Raw genomic sequence first — 18284 nt, 5'->3', positions numbered from 1 at the left:
TGGTAGTCGATGGTCAGCTCCTCCCCCCGCCGGAGGCGATGCGGCAGGCCGGCCCGCAGCGGGCCCTCGGATGATCCGTCCATCCCTGCCCGACGTGCGGGACAGCGCCGGGTTTCCGGCCTTCCGCGACGTCATGGCGCGGTCAGCATCCCGACCACCGCGCCCGTCATGCAGCAGGCGATGGAGCCCGACACCAGGCTCGGCAGCCCGAGCCCCACGATATCGGCGCGCCGTTCCGGGCACATCGCGACCATCCCCCCCAGCATGATCCCGACCGAGCCGAAATTGGTGAAGCCGCAGAGCGCATAGGTCAGGATCAGCCGCGAGCGCGGGTCGAGCCCGAGCCCGCCGGAGGTCCCGAGCTCGAGATACGACACGAACTCGTTCACCACGACCTTGGTGCTGAGCGAGCCCGCGACGGTCATTGCCTGCTCCGCCGGAACGCCCATGGCAAACGCAAGGGGCCAGAACAGCCAGGCGACGATCCTCTGCAGGGTCAGTCCCGTCAGCGGCAGCAGCGCCGCATTGACCAGCGCGACGAGCGCCACGAAGACGATCAGCATCGCCATGATGCCGAGAAGCAGCTGCAGCCCGTCCAGCGTGCCGCGGGTGATCGCCTCCATCGCGCTGTCGTAGATCGGCGGCGCCGAGCCGTCCTCCTGCGCGATCGTCTCGGCGTCGCGCGCGAGGGGAGGCATCATCAGCAGCGCGGCGAGCACGGCGGCCGGCGCCGCGACCATGCTGGCGACCAGCAGCTGCCCCGCGGCATCGGGGACGACGGGCGCGATGAACAGCGCATAGACCACCAGCATGTTGCCGCTGATCGTCGCGAGCCCCGCGGTCATGACGACGAACATCTCGCTGCGGGTCAGGCGGGCGAGCCAGGGGCGGATCAGCAGCGGCGCCTCCACCATGCCGACGAAGACATTGGCCGCGACCGAGAAGCCCGTGGCGCCGCCGATCCCGAAGGCGCGCGTCAGCAGCCTGCCCAGCGCGCCGACGATCACCGGCAGCACCCGCCAGTGATAGAGCAGGGCGGAGAGCGCGCCGACGACGAGCACCAGCGGCAGGGCCTGGAAGAAGAGGATGAAGCTCGCGCCGGGCATCTTCTCGTCGAAGGGCAGGGGCGCGCCGCCGAGATAGCCGAAGACCAGGCTGGTGCCCTGCCTCGTCGCGTTGGCCAGCGCGTTCACGCCGTCGCCGAAGGCCTCGAAGAGCAGGCGCAGGATGGGGACGTGCAGGAGAGCCGCGGCGATCGTGACCTGCAGCCCGAGGCCGGCCGCGACGATGCGCCAGGTCACGCCGCGCCGGCAGCCGCCCAGCACCCAGGCCAGCAGGCAGAGCGCGAGCAGGCCGACGCCCGACTGCAACTGCAATGCGCTCATTCCGCGGCCTTCGCTGGTGTCTCGTCCGGGATGTCGAGGGCGCGGATCGCCTCGCCGCGCGCGGCGATCCTGCCGGCGCTGGTCTCGATCTCGCGCATGTCCTGCGCCATCGCGGCGTAGTGGCCGCGCAGCGCGCCGACGCGGCGCTCGAGCCGCGAGGTCTCCTCGGCCAGCTTCTCGACTTCCGACCGGATGCGGCGCGCCTCCGATTGCAGCCGCGCGTCGCGCAGCAGGCCGCGCATGGTGTTCAGCACGGCCCAGAGCGTGGAGGGGCCGACGATGTGCACGTGACGCCGCGCGGCCTCGGCGACCAGGTCCGCGAAGTCGGCGTGCAGCGCGGCGTGGATGGCTTCCGAGGGCACGAACATGAGTGCGCCCTCGGCGGTCTCGCCGGGGATGAGGTACTTCCCCTCGATGTCGGTGACGTGCCGGCGGATGTCGGCCACGAAGCGCCGCCTCGCGGCATCGCGCGCGGGGCCGTCCTGCATCGCGGCCCAGGCCTCGAGCGGGAACTTGCTGTCCACCGCGATCGGGCCGGGCGGGAAGGGCAGCAGGACCAGGCAGTCGCAGCGCGTGCCGTTCGACAGCGTGTGCTGCCAGGAGAAGCCGGCGGCGGGCAGGCGATCCTCGATGAGGTCGCGCAGCTGCACCTCGCCCAGCGCGCCGCGCGCCTGCTTGTTGCCGAGCACCGCGGCGAGCGAGGTGACTTGGCTACCCAGCGCCTCGATGTTCGACCGGGCGGCGTCGATGACGGCGAGGCGCTGCTGGATCGCGCCGGCGGTCTCCTGCGTGCGCTGCGCGGCGGCGTCGAGCTGCGACGCCAGCGCGCGCTCCTGGTCCCGCAGCCGCTCCTCGGTCCGGGCGGCGAGGCGTTCCTGCGACGCCGCGAGCTGATCGAGCGTCGCGGCGAGGCGCGCGAGATCCTCCGCCTGGCGCCCGCGGCGTGCGGCGAGCAGCAGCAGCGCCGCGAGGACGACGGCGAACGCGATCAGCGCGGGCGGCAGCCAGTCCGGCAGGGCGGGGTCTCCGAGTCGCGGGCCCCGATCCTGCCACGGATCACAGCCAGCGGCGCGTCCGCGCGGCGTAGGCGTCCCATTCCGGGCCGAAGAGGGCGGCGAGCTGCGCTTCCTCCCGCCGGATCGCCAGGCGGTTCACGGCAAGCGCCGCGGCGAGCGCGCAGGGGATGAACCAGGGATTGCCGAAGGCGACGGCGAAGCCGCCGACCATCACGGTGTTCCCGAGGTAGATCGGGTTGCGCGTGATCCGGAACGGCCCGGTGGTGACCAGCGCGGTCGCCGGCCGGTTCGGCAGGATGTTGGCGCGGCGGCGCATCATCGTGCCCATCGCCCAGAGATCGAAGCCGAGCGCGGCGGCGATCACGACGAGGCCCGCCAGCTGCACGCGCCAGTCCGTCGGCCACCAGGCCATGGGAAACCACTCGCCGAGCTTCAGCCCCGCCAGCGCCGCCGCGAGATAGAGCAGCGGCGGCCAGGGGATGCGGCTGAGGCGCGGCGCTTCGCTCACAATATCCGTTGCTTCGGCACCCGCGCGCTGAACCAGGCGGCGGCCAGCATCAGCGCGGCCGCGCAGAGGAAGGCCGCGCGGAAGGCGCCGACCATCGAATCGCGGAAGGACGCGGCCTCCGCCTCCGACAGATGCGCCAGCCCCGCCGGGCCGTGGTTGACCAGCAGGACGAAGAGCTCGGCCGCGGTGCCGCCCTCCGCCACCAGCGCGCCGAACAGCACCGCGCCGACCAGCGCCGTGCCGACTGCGCTGCCCAGCGCGCGGCTGAACTGCACGGAGGCCGTGGCGGTGCCGAGCCTCGCCTGGCCGGCCGCCACCTGCACCGTCACCTGCACCATCGGGAAGGACGGGCCGAGGCCGATCGAGACCAGCCCGAGCAGCGCCGCCATCGCCACCACGCCGAGCCGCCCCGTCCCGAAGGCCGTCGCCGCCATCAGCGCCGCCGCGACCACCAGCCCGATCGTCGCCCAGATCATCCCGCGCCCCGTACGCGACAGCAGCCGCCCCGCGACCATCGCGCCGATCGCCGCCAGCACCGCCAGCGGCAGCAGGGCGAAGCCCGATTCCGACGGCGACAGGCCGCGCACCGCGGCGAAATACATCGGCACGAAGGCGATCACGCCGACATAGGCGCCCGACATCAGCGCGGAACACAGATTGGCCCGCCAGATCGAGGGCTCCCCCAGCACTTCCAGCGGCAGCAGCGGGTCCTTCGCGCGCCTCTCCTGCCGCCAGAGCAGCCAGACCGCCGCCGCGGCGACCGCCGCCAGCCCCAGCGCCAGCAGCAGCGCCGGCGCGGTCAGCCGCCTCGCCTCGTCCAGCGCGAAGAGGGCCGGCGCGACGAAGAGCGCGAAGAGGACCAGCCCCCACCAGTCGAAGGCGAAGCCCCGCGCATCGCCTGGCGCCGCATTGCCGAGCCGCCGGATCGCCAGCCAGGCCGTCAGCATCGCCAGCGGTGGCTGCAGCAGAAAGACCGCGCGCCAGCCGAACGCCTCGGTCAGCACGCCGCCCGCGACGGGCCCGAGCGCGCTGGCCGAGGCGAAGATCGCCGCGATCCAGGCCTGGAAGCGGCCGCGCTCGCGCGGGGGCACGACCTCGCCGATCAGCGCCACGGAAAGAGAGATCAGCCCGCCGCCGCCGAGGCCCTGCAGCAGGCGGGCCAGCGCCAGCACGTCCATGCTCGGCGCGACGGCGCAGAGCGCGGCGCCGAGGCCGTAGACGAAGAGCCCGACCAGCAGCATCCGCCGCCGCCCGAAGGCATCGCCGAGCCGGCCATAGACGGGTGCCGCGACGGTCGTCGCGACGAGATAGGCGACCACGACCCAGGAGATGTGCTCCACCGCGCCGAGGCCGCGCGCAATCGCGGGCAAGGCGGCGGCGACGATGGTCTGGTCGAGCGCCGCGCCGAACATGGCCAGCCCGACCGCGGGGAAGACGCGGAAGAAGACGCGGCGCAGTTCGGCGGCGTCGATTGCGGCGGGGGCGTCATCGCGCGGGGCCATGGCCGTGAACCTAGCCCCGATCGGCGATCGCACCACCCCGGAGAGCCGTATTCGAAGGCGGTCCGGAAGCGCCAGGAACAGGCCCTCTCCCCCCTTCGGGTGCAGCGGGCCGGTTCAGCGGCGTGTCAGACGACGCCCGCCCGGCCCATCTCCAGGAACTTCTCGCGCCGGCGCGCCCGCAGCGTCGCGCCGTCCAGCGCGAGCAGCGGCTCCAGCATGTCCCAGACCTTCGCGCCGACGCTCTCGACCACTGCCGACGCGTCGCGATGCGCGCCGCCCAGCGGTTCCGCCACCACGGCGTCCACCAGGTTGAGCTTGCGCAGGTCCTCGGCGGTCAGGCGCAGGGCTTCCGCCGCCTGCGGCGCCTGGGCGGAGTCGCGCCAGAGGATGCTCGCGCAGCCCTCCGGAGAGATGACGGAATAGACGGCGTGCTCCAGCATCAGGATGCGGTCGGCGGCGGCCAGCGCGATGGCGCCGCCCGAGCCGCCCTCGCCGATGATGGTGGCGACGAAGGGGACCGGCGCTTCGAGCCCGGCCTCGATGGAGCGCGCGATCGCTTCGGCCTGGCCGCGGGCCTCGGCCTCGATGCCGGGAAAGGCGCCGGCGGTGTCCACGAAGCTCAGGATCGGCAGGCCGAAGCGGCCGGCGAGTTCCATCAGGCGGCGCGCCTTGCGGTAGCCCTCGGGCCGCGCCATGCCGAAATTATGCTTCACCCGGCCTTCGGTGTCGCGGCCCTTCTCGGTGCCGAGCACGGCGACCGCATGGCCGCGGAAGCGGCCGAGTCCCGCCACCACCGCGGCGTCGTCGGCAAACGCCCGGTCGCCGGCCAGCGGCGTCCAGTCCGTGACGAGCTGGCGCACGTAGTCCAGCGCCTTCGGCCGGTCGGGGTGGCGCGCGACCAGCGTCTTCTGCCAGGGCGTGAGCTTGGCATAGGTCTGGCGCAGCAGCGCCTCGACCTTGTCCGACAGGCGCCCGACCTCCTCGGCGAGATCGATGCCGCCGGCGTCGGTCGCCCGGCGCAGTTCCTCGATCTTGCCTTCGAGCTCGGCAATCGGCTTTTCGAATTCCAGGAAGTGACGCATGCGGCGGCGGTGTTAGCCCGGAACGGGGGGCGCCGGAAAGCGCCCCCCGGTTTCCTTAAGCCGCCTTAGCCTCGCGCCGGCGGCGCGTCAGGACGAACTCGGTATAACCGTTGGGCTGCGCCGCGCCCTCGAAGACCAGGTCGCAGGCGGCCTTGAAGGCGACGCCGTCGAAGCGCGGCGCCATCGGCACATAGGCGGGATCGCCGGCGTTCTGGCGGTCCACCACGGCTGCCATGCGCTTCATCGTCTCCATCACCTGTTCCTTCGAGCAGATGCCGTGGCGCAGCCAGTTCGCGATGTGCTGGGAGGAGATGCGCAGCGTCGCGCGGTCCTCCATCAGCCCGACGTCGTTGATGTCGGGCACCTTGGAGCAGCCGACCCCCTGGTCCACCCAGCGCACGACATAGCCCAGGATGCCCTGCGCGTTGTTGTCGAGCTCGGCCTGCACGTCGGACGGCGCCCAGTTCGTGTTCTCCGCGAGCGGCACGGTCAGGATGTCGTCGAGCTTCGCGCGGCGCCCGCCGGCGGCGATCTCCGCCTGGCGCGCGGCGACGTCGACTTCATGATAATGCAGCGCGTGCAGCGTCGCGGCCGTGGGCGAGGGCACCCAGGCCGTGTTGGCGCCCGCCTTCGGGTGGCCGACCTTCTGCTTGAGCATCTCGGCCATCATGTCGGGCATCGCCCACATGCCCTTTCCGATCTGCGCCCGCCCGCGCAGGCCGCAGGCGAGGCCCACATCCACGTTCCAGTCCTCATAGGACCTGATCCAGGCCAGGCCCTTCATGTCGTTCTTGCGCACCACGGCGCCGGCTTCCATCGAGGTGTGGATCTCGTCGCCGGTGCGGTCCAGGAAGCCCGTGTTGATGAAGACCACGCGGTCCTTCGCGGCCTTGATGCAGGCCTTGAGGTTCACCGTGGTCCGCCGCTCCTCGTCCATGATGCCCATCTTGAGGGTCGCGCGCTTCAGGCCCAGCGCGTCCTCGACCTTCGCGAAGAGCGCGTCGGCGGCGGCGACTTCCTCCGGCCCGTGCATCTTTGGCTTGACGATGTAGACGCTGCCGGCGCGGGAATTGAGCCGCTTGCCGCGGATGTCGTGCAGCGCGATGGCGACGGTGCACATCGTGTCGAGCACCGTCTCCGGCGTCTCCTTCCCGTCGAGCGTGACGGCGTCGGTCATCATGTGGTGGCCGACATTGCGCACCAGCATCAGCGACCGGCCGGGCAGCGTCACCGCGCCGCCCGCGGGCGTCTTGTAGCTGCGGTCGGCGTTCAGCCGCCGCGTGATGGTGCGCCCGCCCTTCTCGAGCTCCGCCGTCAGGTCGCCCTTCATCAGGCCGAGCCAGTTCCGATAGACCAGCACCTTGTCCGCGGCGTCCACGGCGGCGACGGAATCCTCGCAGTCCTGGATCGTCGTCACCGCGGATTCCAGGACGAGGTCGGCGATCCCCGCCGGGTCGTCCTTGCCGATGGCGCTGGTGCGGTCCACGCGGATCTCGACGTGCAGGCCGTGGTTGACCAGCAGCACCGCCTCCGGCGCCCAGGCGTCGCCGGTGTAGCCGACGCACTGGCCGGGCCTGGCCAGGCCGACCTTGCGGCCGTCCTTCAGCGCGACGGTCAGCGCGCCGCCCTCGATCGCATAGCCCGTGGCGTCCGCGTGGCTGGCGCCGCCGGCGAGCGGCGCGGCCTGGTCCAGCACCTTGCGGGCGAAGGCGATCACCTTGGCGCCGCGCGCGGGGTTGTAGCCCTTCCCCTTCCCGGCGCCGTCGGTCTCGGGGATCGCGTCGGTGCCGTAAAGCGCGTCGTACAGGCTGCCCCAGCGCGCATTGGCCGCGTTCAGGGCGTAGCGGGCGTTGGAGACGGGGACGACGAGCTGCGGTCCGGCGATCTGCGCGATCTCGGGGTCCACGTCGGTCGTGCCCACCGTGAAGTCCGCGGGCTCCGGCGCAAGGTAGCCGATCTCCGTCAGGAAGGCCTTGTAGGCCGCCAGGTCCACCGGCCGGGCAGGGTTGGTGCGGTGCCAGGCATCGAGCTTCGCCTGCAGCGCATCGCGCTTCGCCAGCAGCGCCGCGTTGCGCGGCGCCCAGTCCCTCAGGATGGCTTCCATCCCGCTCCAGAACCGCGCGGGCTCGACACCCGTGCCGGGCAGGGCCTCGTTCTCGATGAAGTCGCGCAGCGCTGCGGCCACGCCCAGGCCGCCGATCTGGACCGTTCCTGACACCGACATTCCACTCCCGAACACACCGCGCCCCGGGCGGCGCGCGGCGTGCGTTTGGGCGCAATCAGGCGGAGAGGCAAGGGGGCCGGGCGATCACCTGGCCGAAGCCCTGGCGGGGCGCGCTGCACCCGCGGCGATTTCAATTGAAAGTTGAATTGTGATTTCGTTGTCACCACCGTGGCGTTTGGGTCACACCCTGATGCGCCCGACGTCGCGAGATGCGAGGCATCTTTATAAAAAGCGGAAGCGAAACTAAAGTCTTCACATTCTCGGGATCGACCACCCCCACCGTGACCGCTTCCTTCGCGCCGTCCCCTGACCCGGGCCGTCTGGACGACCTGCCGGCTCGGCGCCTCGCGCCGGTGCAGCCGCGCACCATGGTCGAGCAGGCGGCCGAGGCGGTCGTGGCGGCGGCGGCCAGCGGCGCCTTCCTGCCGGGCGACCGCCTGGTGGAGGCCGAGATCGCCCGCGACCTCGGCATCTCCCGCGTTCCCGTGCGGGAGGCGCTGCGCCTGCTCGAATCCCAGGGCATCGTGGTCAGCACGCCCTACAAGGGCATGCGGCTCATGCAGGTCACCAACAAGGGGGTGTCCGAGCTGACCCGGGTCCGCGCCGCGCTGGAGATGCTGGCGGTGCGCGAGATCCTGGTCCAGATCCCGCGGCCCGCCACGAACGAGGTGCTGCTGGCGCCCGCCCGCCGCGCCGCGGCGGAATACGAGCGCGCCGTGCCCGCCGGCGACGGCGCGGCGATCGTCGCGGCCGACATCGCCTTCCATGGCGAGCTCTGCCGTGCATCGGGCAATGCCACGCTGCACGCGGTCTGGCAGGGGCTGTCCCGCCAGCTCGCGGTGATCTGGGGCCTCGGCCACGGCGTCCGCCCGCCGCGCATGGTAATGGCCGAACATGCCGCGCTGCTCGATGCGCTGTCGCGCGCCGACTCCGCGGCCGCGCAGAAGGCGCTCGAAGCCCATCTCACCTGGCACGAGAGTTTCGACTTCGAGGGCGAGATCGCCGCGCGCCGCGTCGGGCGCTGACGAAGCCGCGCCCGCCCGGCTTGCGGGGACGGGACGGACAGGGCGCAATGGGGGGATGCCCCTGACCTACGACCCCCCCGCCCATACCAGCCAGCACTGGCACGTCACAAAGCCCGCCGCCCGCGGCCGGCGCGGCGTCGTCGCCAGCCAGTCCCGCGCCGCGGCCGAGGCCGGCATCGCCATCCTCGAAGCCGGCGGCAACGCCGCGGACGCCGCTTCCGGCATGGCCTTCGCGCTCGCCGCCATGGAGCCCTGGAATTCGGGCCTCGGCGGGATCGGCTTCGCCCAGGTCGCGGGCCCCGGCATCCCTGCGCAGACGCTCGATTTCGGGCCGGTCTCGCCGCGCGGGCTCGACCCCGGCGCCTTCCCGACCACGGGGCGGATGAAGCTCGACCTGTTCGCCTGGCCCGAGGTGGTGGGCGACCGCAACATCCACGGCCCGCTGAGTTTCGTGATCCCATCCTCCGTCGCGGGCTATGCGCTGCTGCAGGAGACGCATGGAAGGCTGCCGGTCGCCGATGTGCTGGCGCCGGCGGTGGCGCTGGCGAAGCGCGGCCTGCCGCAGGACTGGTTCACCACGCTGAAGGTCGCGAACTCCGCCTCCGTGCTGCGGCTCTATCCGGAATCCGCGCGGATCTACCTGCCGAACGGGCTGCCGCCGGTAACGCCCTATCAGGGTTCGCCGGGCTTCATGCGCCTCGGCGCGCTCGCCGGGACGCTGGAGCGCCTGCAACACGCGGGGCTGCGCGACTTCTACGAAGGCGAGGTCGCGGCCGCGATCGCGTCGGACGTGCAGGAGATGGGCGGCGTGCTGTCGGCGGCCGACCTCGCGGGCTGCCGCGCGCGCTGGCTGCCGGCGGTGTCGGTGCCGTGGCGAGGGCGGACGCTGCACCTGTCGAACGGGCTGACCGCCGCGCCGACCTTCCGTCGGGTCATGGCGCTGATGGAGGGGGAGGACTGGTCGGGTGCCGAGCCCTCTACCGCCTGGCACCTGGCCTTCGCGCGCGCCATGCAGGCCGCCTATGCCGAACGCCTGGAAGGCCTCGGCGAATCCGAGCCCAGGGGCGCGGATTCCTGCACCACGCACCTCACGGTCTGCGACGCCGACGGGATGATGGTCGCGATGACGACGACGCTGCTGTCCTCCATGGGCAGCCGCGTCGTGCTGCCGCGGTCGGGCGTGCTGATGAACAACGGCGTCATGTGGTTCGACCCGCGGCCCGGATCGCCCAACGCCATCGCGCCGAACCGGCGCCCGCTCTGCAACATGTCGCCGCTGATCGCGACGGACGAGGCCGGCCGGCCCGCCATCGCCATGGGCGCCTCGGGCGGGCGGCGCATCCTGGCCTCGGTCTTCCAGATGCTGTCCTACGTCGCGGCCTTCGGCATGGAGGCGGAGGCCGCGGCGCATCACCCGCGGCTCGACATCAGCGGGCCCGAGGGCTCGACCGCCGACCGCCGCCTGCCCGCCGCGACCATCGAGGGGCTGGCGGCGCTTGGCCCCGTCGAGGTGGTGGAGCACGCGGTGCTGCCCGTGAACTTCGCCTGCCCGAACCTGGTGGCGATCGCGCCGGACGGCGGGCGCAGCGGCATCACCGACGTCATGTCGCCGTGGTCGGCGGCGCTGGCGCAATAATACTGGCATCGCCACGGCGGAGCAGGCAGGCTGCCGGCACGTCCATGACCGGCACGCTTTCCCTTGCCGAGGAGGTCGTCCTCCTCTCGCTCGACGACGAGACCGGACGGCCCGTCGGCCGCGCCGGGATGGCGCCCGACCTGGCGCTGGCGGGCGCGTTGCTGATGGACCTGGCGCTCGCCGGGCGCGTGGACACCGACCGCGACCGGCTGATCGTGGTTGAGGACGCGCCGACCTGGGACCCGGTGCTCGATGCCGCGCTGGGGCGCCTGGTGGAGCCGAGCGCGCCACGCGACGCCCGCGGCGCGATCGTCGTGCTGGCCCGCGACGCCGGGGAGGCGCGCGGCGCGCTGCTCGACCGGCTGATCGAGGCGGGGATGCTGCGCCGGGTGGAAAGCCGCGCGCTCTGGCTGTTCCGCGACCGCCGGCACCCCAAGGCGGAAGGCGGCCAGACCGAGGCCGCCGACGCCCGCGCCCGGCTGCGGGAGATGCTGCTGCAGGAGGAACTGCCGGCGCCGCGCGATGCGCTGCTGCTGGGCCTGGCCCGCGCCTCCGGCCTGCTGCCGCTGCTGTTCGAGGAGGCGGAACTGCCGCGCATCCAGGACTGGCTGGATTTGGTGACGCGGCTGGAAAGCCTGAACCGGTCGCTCGGCTCGGCGGTGGCGGCGGTGCGCGGGGGGCGGCTGACGGGCTGACCCCCTTCGCGGCACGGGGTTTGCTGCCGGTGTGGCCACAGGGTGTGCAAACGTCCATCTTTCCCGGCGTGGTGCCACGGAAACGGGCGGATTGCTCCCTGACTGACCACCGGGAGACCATCCATGCTCAGCCGCCGCCATCTCTTCGGTATCGCCGCGGGCGCGCTCGCCGCGCCGTCCATCGCCTCCGCCCAGGGCGCCTGGCCGAACCGGTCCATCCGCCTCATTGCGCAGTTCCCGCCGGGCGGCCTGGTGGACACCGTCGCACGGCTGCTCGCCCCGCAATACGCGGCCGCGCTCGGCGTGTCCGTGGTGGTGGAGAATCGCCCCGGTGCGGGCGGCGTGATCGGCACCGACGTCGCGGCCAAGGCGGCGCCGGACGGCTACACGCTGCTGGTCAGCCACGCCTCGGTGCATGTGTTCGGCGCGGCGACGCGGCCGACCCTGCCCTTCGACCCCGTCACCGACTTCACCCACATGGTGCAGCTGGTGGAGGCGCCGAACATCATCCTTGTGCGCGCCAACTCGCCCTTCCAGACGCTCGACCAGTATGTCACGGCGGCGAAGACGCAGCCCGTGCGCTACGGCTCGTCCGGCATCGGCTCGGCGCCGCATCTGCTCGGCGCGATGCTGTCGGCCGAGGCGCGGGCGCCGAATCTCGACCACGTGCCCTATGCCGGCTCCGCCCCGGCGATGCAGGACATGCTGGCGGGCAGCATCGAATCGATGATCGACCCGATCACGACCAACGTGCAGCAGCTGCGGGACGGATCCTTGCGCGCGCTGGCCATCTCGACCCCGCAGCGCCTGGCGGCCTTCCCGACCATTCCGACCTTCGCGGAGCTCGGCTACCCCAAGCTGACCTCCGCGCAGTGGCTGGGCCTGTCCGCGCCGAAGGGCCTGCCGCAGCCGATCGTCGAGCGGCTGACCGCGATGACGCCGGGCATCCTGGCGAAGCCCGAGCTGATGGAGCGCTTCGTCGCGCTGCAGACCATGCCGCGCAACCCGCCGCCGACCGGCGACGCCTTCGTGGCGCTGATGCGCCAGGAGATCGTCGAATGGACCGCGGTGGCGCGGCAGTTCAACATCACGGTGAGCTGAGGGCAGGGAGCGGGAGGAGGCCGCGCGCTTCCTCCCGCGCCGCCACGCTGGAATCCCTGACGCGCCCCGCGCTACTGTTCCGCAATCGGATCGTGGGGAGGGATTCTTGGCGACGATCACTGCCTATGACCGCTTGGCGCGCGGCCTCGACATGTCGGACGTCAGCGCGACCGGCTGGATCGAGACCGATCCGAACGCGCCCGCGCCGGACGCCATCCTGCTCAGGGACAATGGCAGCAGAGCGCTGTTCGCGGTCGACCTCGATCCCGCCTCGTTCCTGCAGATCGACTACATCGCCGGCAGCGGCTTCATCACGCTCCGGAACCTGACGGCGCTCGACAGGACTTTCAATTTCGTCCTGGTGATCGACGGGGCGAACATCACCACCTCCTTCGGCGAAATCGAGCAGGGCCTGTCCAGCTTCAACTTTCTCACCGGCAATGACCTGGTCGCCGGCAACCGCTTCTCCGACCTTCTCCGCGGCGGGCCCGGCAACGACACGCTGTTCGGGAATGGCGGGGGCGACCGCCTCCTCGGCGATGCCGGGGACGACCGGATGGACGGCGGCGGCGGGAGCGACGTGCTGGACGGCGGCGAGGGGACGGACACCGCGGTGCTCTCCGGGCCGCTCTTCGGCCTGCAGGCCGCGGCGAATGGCGGGCGCGTGCTGGTGCTGGGGCCCGACGGTGCCGATGTCCTGATCAACGTCGAGTTCGTGACGCTTGCCGGGGGCTTCACGACGCTCGCGCTGGCCTCCTTCCTGTCGCAGGTCGGGACCTTCACACCGACCTTCGCCCGGACGGACCTCGCCACCAACGCGTCGTCCACCGTCATTGCCACCAGCTATTCGGGGCCGGTGGACTATCTCGCGCTCCAGTACCTCGGCTCCTCCGCCGGCGAGGCGGTGGTGGGCACCGCCTTCAGCGACTTCATCAATGCTATCGGCGGCGATGATGCGGTGGACGCGGGCGCCGGCTGGGACGTGCTGGACGGCGGCATTGGCTCCAACTTCCTGACCGGCGGGGCCGACCGCGACGTCTTCTTCCTCGATGGCAGGAGCGGCCTGGCGACCTGGTCCACCATCACGGACTGGGAGGTGGGGGAGCAGCTTTCCGTCTGGGGCTGGCGCCCCGGGGTTAGCCGCGTGCTCTGGGTGGATTTCGATGGGGTGGCGGGGTATCGCGGGGTGACGATGCACGCCGATCTCGACGGCAACGGCGTGATCGACACCTCGGTCACCTGGGCGGCCCAGACCAGGTCGAGCATCCCGACGCCACTCGAGTTCGACGGTCTGCTCTGGTTCCTCTAGGGCCCGTTAGACAACGCCGCGCGGGTCGGTCCGGCGGGTTTTTTCCGCCCTGGGTTCGTCAGGCGGCTTGCCGATGGAACAACCATCGGCTGCGCCGCCTTCCTGCCCAGCTCGGAAAATCCCTCGCCGGCCCTCCGCCGCGGGCATTGTCTAACGGGCCGTAGCCCGCGATCACCTTGCGTGCATACCAAAGGCGGGCACGCAAGGGCGTGAAGCGCTGGCTCGAACAAAGGGCGGCGGGCCGGAGCCCCCCGGCGCCTACAGCGCGCCGCCGCGACGCCCCGCCATCGCGCCGAGGCGCAGCCGCAGCGCGTTCAGCTTGATGAAGCCCTGGGCGTCGAACTGGTCGTAGGCGCCCTGGTCGTCCTCGAAGGTCACGTGCTTCATCGAATAGAGGCTGTCGGGGGACTGCCGTCCCGTGACGATCGTGTTGCCCTTGTAGAGCTTGAGCCGGACCGTGCCGTTGACGCTCTTCTGGCTCTCGTCGATCAGCGCCTGGAGCATGCGGCGTTCCGGGCTGAACCAGAAGCCGTTGTAGATCAGCTCGGCATATCGCGGCATGACGCTGTCCTTGAGGTGCCCGGCCTCACGGTCCAGCGTGATGCTTTCCATCGCGCGGTGCGCGACGTACAGGATCGTGCCGCCCGGCGTCTCGTAGCAGCCGCGCGACTTCATGCCGACGAAGCGGTTCTCCACGAGGTCGAGGCGGCCGATCCCGTTCTCCTTGCCGAGCGCGTTCAGCTTCGTCAGCAGCGTCGCCGGCGACAGGCGCTCCCCGTTGATGCCGACGGCGTCGCCGCGCTCGAACTCGATGGTGATGTCGGTCGCCCTGTCCGGCGCGTCCATCGGGCTGATCGTGCGCTGCCACACCATCTCGTCCGGCGCGTCCCAGGGCTCCTCGAGTATCTTGCCCTCGGAGCTGGAGTGGAGAAGGTTCGCGTCGACGCTGAACGGCGCCTCGCCGCGCTTGTCCTTCGCGATCGGGATCTGGTGTTCCTCGGCGAACTGGATCAGGCGCGTGCGGCTGGTCAGGTCCCATTCGCGCCAGGGCGCGATGATCTTGATGTCGGGCTTCAGCGAATAGTAGCTGAGCTCGAAGCGCACCTGGTCGTTGCCCTTGCCGGTCGCGCCATGGGCGACGGCGTCGGCGCCGACCTGCTCCGCGATCTCGATCTGGCGCTGCGCGATCAGCGGCCGCGCGATCGAAGTGCCGAGGAGATACATCCCCTCGTACAGCGCGTTGCCCCGGAACATCGGGAACACGAAGTCCTTCACGAAGGTTTCGCGTAGGTCGTCGATGAAGACGTTCTGCGGCTTGATGCCGAGCAGCAGCGCCTTGTCGCGCGCCGGGCCGAGCTCCTCGCCCTGGCCGAGGTCCGCGGTGAAGGTCACGACCTCGCAATTGTAGGTGGTCTGCAGCCACTTCAGGATCACGCTGGTGTCGAGCCCGCCGGAATAGGCGAGCACGACTTTTCTGACATCCTTCACGCGCATCGGGGGCCCCATGGTCTGGCGATGCCGGGCGGTATGCGGCGGGGCGGCGGGGGAGGCAAGGGCGCCCGCGGATTGCGCGGCCCCGGGGCTTCGGGCTTCACTCCCGCGCGGAGGAAGCCCCGCATGATCCGCATCCCCCGTCGCGCCGCGCTCGGCCTGCTGCTGCCCGCGTCCGCCCTGGCCCAGGCCGACACCCGCCCGGTCCGGCTGATCGTGACCGTCGCGCCGGGCGGGGCGGTGGATCTGACCGCGCGGCTGCTGGCGCAGCATATGGCAGGCCCCCTCGGCCGGCCCGTGCTGGTGGAGAACCGGCCTGGCGCAAACGGGGTCCTGGCGGCCGAACTCGTGGCCAAATCCGCCCCTGACGGCACCACCCTCCTCGTCGCCCCGCGCGAGGTCTTCGGCGTCAACCCCGTGCTGTACGCGCCGCTGCCCTACGACGCCGAGCGCGGCTTCGCCCCGATCGGCATCGCCACCACCGGCCACTACGTGCTTGTCGCCAATGCCGGACTCGGCGTGACCACCCTCGCCGAGCTCGTCACGCTCGCCCGGCGGCGGGAGCTTGCCTATGGCAGCACCGGCGTCGGCAGCATGCCGCACCTGAACATGGAGGCCTTCGCGCGGGACGCCGGCATCCGGCTGCTGCACGTGCCCTATCGCGGCACGGGCCCGGCCGCGACCGCGACGGTCGCCGGCGACGTCGCCTTGCTGGTCACGACCGCCCAGTCGGTCGCGGCGCTGGTGCAGGAGGGGCGGCTGGTCGCGCTCGCCGCCGGCAGCCCCACGCGGCTGGCGCAGTTCCCCGCCGTGCCGACGCTGGCCGAGGCCGGGATCGCGCCGAATTCGCTGATGCCGAACTACTTCGCGCTCGCCGCACCGGCGGGCACGCCGCCGGCGGTGGTCGCCCGGCTGAACGCGGCGATGCGCCAGGCGCTCGCCGTGCCGGAGACGGGCGAGCGGCTGCGGGCCGGCGGGCTCGACCCCGCGCCCGGCTCGCCGGAGGAGCTGGCGACGACCATCGTCGCGGATATCCGGCATTTCGGGGAGCTGATCCGGGCCGCCGGCATCACGCGGGAGTAGCGCGGCCGGCGCCCTTGCCGGGATCCGTTGCGCCGTCATAATCGCCGGCATGCGGACGCTGCTGCGGCGCGGCGCCGGCGTCATGCTGGCCCTCAGCCTCCTGCCGGTCGGCCCGATGCGGGCCGAAGCGCCGCAGCGCGCGACGCCGCCAATTCTCCAGACCGTCGGCGTGCCGGGCCTCGGACCGAACGGGCAGCTCGAGCTGTCGCGGACGCTGCTGCGCAACCTGCCGCGGGTCTTCGTCATCGGGCCGGGCGGGGCCTTCGCGTCCCGGTCGGGCGCGGCGCCGGTCGAGGATCTGGAGCGCGGCGCGCTCGAGGCCTGCCAGGCGCTCAGCCGCGGCAACGCGCCCTGCATCCCCTGGCTGCGCAACCTCGACATCGCCTGGCCGGGTCGCGAGTGGCAGGCGGCGCCGCCGCCGGCGGACGCCGCCTTCGGCGATGCGCGCCGCGTGACCCTGCCCGATCCGCGCTTCCTGTGGTGGGGGCCGGCGCGGGCGCGCGGCGTGCTGGTCTGGGCGCATGGCAGGAACAGCGACGGCGCGGACAGCCGCGGCAGCCAGCCGCAGAGCTGGGTGCGGCACTTCAACAATGCGGGCTGGGACGTCTGGCGCTTCGACCGCGACCCCGCGACGGACTTCACCCGGCCCGCCGCGGCCTGGCTGCGCGAGGACCTCGTCGCGCTGCGCCGCCGCGGCTACGCACGGGTGATCGCGGCGGGCCAGTCGCGCGGGGCGTGGAACGCGCTGATGGCGCTCGATACGCCGGGGCTGATGGAAGCGGCCATCGCCATCGCCCCCGCGGCGCTCGCCAGCATGGAAGCGCCCGCGCAGGCCGCGCAGATCGCCGGGCTGCGCGCCGTGGTGGAGCGCGCGGCCGGCGCGGCGGGCACGCGGGTCGCGGTCGTCAATTTCCGCGGCGATCCCTTTGACGGCCTGCCGGAGGAGCGCGCCGCGGCGCTGCGCGGGCTGTCGGGACGCACCGCCGCGTTGCTGCTGATCGACCGGCCCGAGGGGATCGAGGGCCACGCGGCCGGCGGCGGCCGCGCCTTCGCCGAGCGCTTCGGGGGCTGCCTGTTCCTCTTCGCGACGGCCGAGGTCCCGCCGGCATCCTGCTGAGCGAAAGGCGACAAAGACCGCGCTGGACAGCGGACGGGGCCGCATGGTTCCCTCCATCACGGCATGTTGAAGACGATATACCGGACTGTGATGGTCTGGGCGCTGCTGGCGGGGACCGCCGCGGCGCAGCCGATCCTCGACGCCGCGCGCCTGCCGCACCTGCCGCCGGAAGGCCGCGCGGATTACCAGCGCTTCCTGCTGCAACCGACCCCGCGCGTCTTCGCCCTCGCCCCGAACGGCGCCTGGGGCTGGGCGGCGGCGATCGAGGACATGGCCGCGACCGAGGCGCGCGCGCTGGCCAATTGCCGGCGCTGGGGCGGCGAGGGCTGCCGCGTCTATGCCCGCGACCTGGCGGTCACCTGGCCGGGGCTGGAGGCCGCGCCGCCCATCCCGCCGTCGCGTCCGCTGGCGCAGGGGCCGGGCTGGCAGTTGGCACCCGATCCACGCTTCCTCTGGCAGGGCCCGGCGACGGCGCGCGGCGCCTATCTCTGGGCGCATGGGCGATCGCCGGGCGGGGCCGACAGCCGGGGCAGCCAGCCCCAGCCGCATGTCCGCGCCTTCAACAACACGGGCTGGGACGTGATCCGGCTGGACCGCGACCCCGTCACCGACGAGACCGAGGCCGGCGCGGCCTGGATGCGCCAGGCGCTGCGCGAGCTGCGCGCGCGCGGCTATGCGCGCATCGTCGCGGGCGGGCAGTCGCGTGGGGCGTGGAACGCGTTGCAGGCGCTGGACACGCCGGGGCTGGCGGATGCGGTGATCGCGATCGCGCCGGCGGCGCACGGGCCCCGCGGCAGCGCGGCGCAGCCCTGGGCGCTGCCGGACCTCCGCGCCATCGTGGAGGCCGCCCGCAGCCCCGGCACACGCGTCGCGGTCGCGAACTTCGCCGGCGACGAGTTCGACCCCGACCCCGAGCAGCGCGCCGCGATCTTCGGTGCGCTCGCCTCGCGCAGCGCGGGCCTGCTGCTGCTGGACCGGCCGGAAGAGGTCTCGGGCCACGGCGCCGGCGGCGACTGGCGGTTCACGCTGCGATACGGGGCGTGCCTGCTGGATTTCGTGGAGGGAAGGGCGCGGGGGTGCTGAGGCGCCGGCTACTTCAGCGATTAAGGA

Annotated in this window: 15 protein-coding genes; 8 read left to right on the top strand and 7 right to left on the bottom strand. The window is 72.4% G+C overall.

Annotated features, from left to right (window positions below):
* Window positions 1-131: 131 nt before the first annotated feature.
* From ACLF3M_RS33425 to ACLF3M_RS33400, 6 genes are all read right to left on the bottom strand, one after another.
* Complete coding sequence (locus ACLF3M_RS33425) at window positions 132-1385, bottom strand: NupC/NupG family nucleoside CNT transporter (protein ID WP_430661349.1); 1254 nt, start codon at window positions 1383-1385, stop codon at window positions 132-134.
* Entirely contained in the window at window positions 1382-2230 is an 849-nt protein-coding gene (locus tag ACLF3M_RS33420) for a DNA recombination protein RmuC (protein ID WP_430661365.1), read from the bottom strand. The genes ACLF3M_RS33425 and ACLF3M_RS33420 overlap by 4 nt, the downstream gene beginning before the upstream one ends.
* 211 nt (window positions 2231-2441) lie before the next feature.
* A complete protein-coding gene (locus ACLF3M_RS33415; RefSeq protein ID WP_430661348.1) occupies window positions 2442-2909 on the bottom strand; it encodes a methyltransferase family protein in 468 nt (155 codons plus the stop codon).
* The gene (locus ACLF3M_RS33410) at window positions 2906-4411 is read right to left on the bottom strand and encodes an MFS transporter (RefSeq protein ID WP_430661347.1); all 1506 of its coding nucleotides are present in this window, start codon (window positions 4409-4411) and stop codon (window positions 2906-2908) included. Before ACLF3M_RS33410 ends, ACLF3M_RS33415 begins: the two co-directional genes overlap by 4 nt.
* Before the next feature lie 125 nt (window positions 4412-4536).
* On the bottom strand, window positions 4537-5493 hold the full coding sequence (locus ACLF3M_RS33405) for an acetyl-CoA carboxylase carboxyltransferase subunit alpha (protein ID WP_430661346.1): 957 nt from the start codon (window positions 5491-5493) through the stop codon (window positions 4537-4539).
* Window positions 5494-5548: 55 nt separating this feature from the next.
* Entirely contained in the window at window positions 5549-7711 is a 2163-nt protein-coding gene (locus ACLF3M_RS33400) for a malate synthase G (protein WP_430661345.1), read from the bottom strand.
* A gap of 287 nt (window positions 7712-7998) precedes the next feature.
* On the opposite strand from ACLF3M_RS33400, the gene ACLF3M_RS33395 reads away from it, so the two are divergent.
* The 5 genes from ACLF3M_RS33395 to ACLF3M_RS33375 all read left to right on the top strand — a co-directional run bounded on the left by ACLF3M_RS33395 (window position 7999) and on the right by ACLF3M_RS33375 (window position 13483).
* Window positions 7999-8742: a GntR family transcriptional regulator gene (locus tag ACLF3M_RS33395; protein WP_430661344.1), complete on the top strand. Its 744-nt coding sequence runs from the start codon at window positions 7999-8001 to the stop codon at window positions 8740-8742.
* A gap of 55 nt (window positions 8743-8797) precedes the next feature.
* Window positions 8798-10378 carry a gamma-glutamyltransferase gene (locus ACLF3M_RS33390; RefSeq protein WP_430661343.1) on the top strand — a complete coding sequence of 527 codons (1581 nt, stop codon included), beginning with the start codon at window positions 8798-8800 and terminating at the stop codon, window positions 10376-10378.
* Window positions 10379-10422: 44 nt separating this feature from the next.
* Window positions 10423-11073: a GOLPH3/VPS74 family protein gene (locus tag ACLF3M_RS33385; protein ID WP_430661342.1), complete on the top strand. Its 651-nt coding sequence runs from the start codon at window positions 10423-10425 to the stop codon at window positions 11071-11073.
* A 123-nt stretch (window positions 11074-11196) separates the two neighbouring features.
* Window positions 11197-12174 (top strand): Bug family tripartite tricarboxylate transporter substrate binding protein, encoded by a 978-nt coding sequence (locus tag ACLF3M_RS33380; protein ID WP_430661341.1) that lies wholly within the window; start codon window positions 11197-11199, stop codon window positions 12172-12174.
* Between the two features lie 106 nt (window positions 12175-12280).
* Complete coding sequence (locus ACLF3M_RS33375) at window positions 12281-13483, top strand: hypothetical protein (RefSeq protein ID WP_430661340.1); 1203 nt, start codon at window positions 12281-12283, stop codon at window positions 13481-13483.
* A gap of 258 nt (window positions 13484-13741) precedes the next feature.
* Here the strand turns inward: ACLF3M_RS33375 and ACLF3M_RS33370 are convergent, their stop codons facing one another.
* Window positions 13742-14977 (bottom strand): argininosuccinate synthase, encoded by a 1236-nt coding sequence (locus ACLF3M_RS33370; protein ID WP_430661364.1) that lies wholly within the window; start codon window positions 14975-14977, stop codon window positions 13742-13744.
* 123 nt (window positions 14978-15100) lie between these two features.
* Between ACLF3M_RS33370 and ACLF3M_RS33365 the strand changes: the two genes are divergently transcribed.
* From ACLF3M_RS33365 to ACLF3M_RS33355, 3 genes are all read left to right on the top strand, one after another.
* On the top strand, window positions 15101-16057 hold the full coding sequence (locus ACLF3M_RS33365; protein ID WP_430661339.1) for a Bug family tripartite tricarboxylate transporter substrate binding protein: 957 nt from the start codon (window positions 15101-15103) through the stop codon (window positions 16055-16057).
* Between the two features lie 49 nt (window positions 16058-16106).
* A complete protein-coding gene (locus tag ACLF3M_RS33360) occupies window positions 16107-17174 on the top strand; it encodes a hypothetical protein (protein ID WP_430661338.1) in 1068 nt (355 codons plus the stop codon).
* A gap of 63 nt (window positions 17175-17237) precedes the next feature.
* Window positions 17238-18257 carry a hypothetical protein gene (locus ACLF3M_RS33355; RefSeq protein ID WP_430661337.1) on the top strand — a complete coding sequence of 340 codons (1020 nt, stop codon included), beginning with the start codon at window positions 17238-17240 and terminating at the stop codon, window positions 18255-18257.
* The last annotated feature ends 27 nt before the right edge of the window (window positions 18258-18284 follow it).

Origin of the sequence: Falsiroseomonas sp. HW251, assembly GCF_050563545.1 — a bacterium.
Taxonomy (GTDB): domain Bacteria; phylum Pseudomonadota; class Alphaproteobacteria; order Acetobacterales; family Acetobacteraceae; genus Falsiroseomonas.
This window is presented reverse-complemented; position numbering and strand designations above follow the sequence as displayed.

Coding starts and splice junctions, on each gene's coding strand:
- ACLF3M_RS33425 (WP_430661349.1), bottom strand. CDS start 1,385: ATGAGCGCATTGCAGTTGCAGTCGGGCGTCGGCCTGCTCGCGCTCTGC.
- ACLF3M_RS33410 (WP_430661347.1), bottom strand. CDS start 4,411: ATGGCCCCGCGCGATGACGCCCCCGCCGCAATCGACGCCGCCGAACTG.
- ACLF3M_RS33405 (WP_430661346.1), bottom strand. CDS start 5,493: ATGCGTCACTTCCTGGAATTCGAAAAGCCGATTGCCGAGCTCGAAGGC.
- ACLF3M_RS33390 (WP_430661343.1), top strand. CDS start 8,798: ATGCCCCTGACCTACGACCCCCCCGCCCATACCAGCCAGCACTGGCAC.
- ACLF3M_RS33385 (WP_430661342.1), top strand. CDS start 10,423: ATGACCGGCACGCTTTCCCTTGCCGAGGAGGTCGTCCTCCTCTCGCTC.
- ACLF3M_RS33380 (WP_430661341.1), top strand. CDS start 11,197: ATGCTCAGCCGCCGCCATCTCTTCGGTATCGCCGCGGGCGCGCTCGCC.
- ACLF3M_RS33370 (WP_430661364.1), bottom strand. CDS start 14,977: ATGCGCGTGAAGGATGTCAGAAAAGTCGTGCTCGCCTATTCCGGCGGG.
- ACLF3M_RS33365 (WP_430661339.1), top strand. CDS start 15,101: ATGATCCGCATCCCCCGTCGCGCCGCGCTCGGCCTGCTGCTGCCCGCG.
- ACLF3M_RS33360 (WP_430661338.1), top strand. CDS start 16,107: ATGCGGACGCTGCTGCGGCGCGGCGCCGGCGTCATGCTGGCCCTCAGC.
- ACLF3M_RS33355 (WP_430661337.1), top strand. CDS start 17,238: ATGTTGAAGACGATATACCGGACTGTGATGGTCTGGGCGCTGCTGGCG.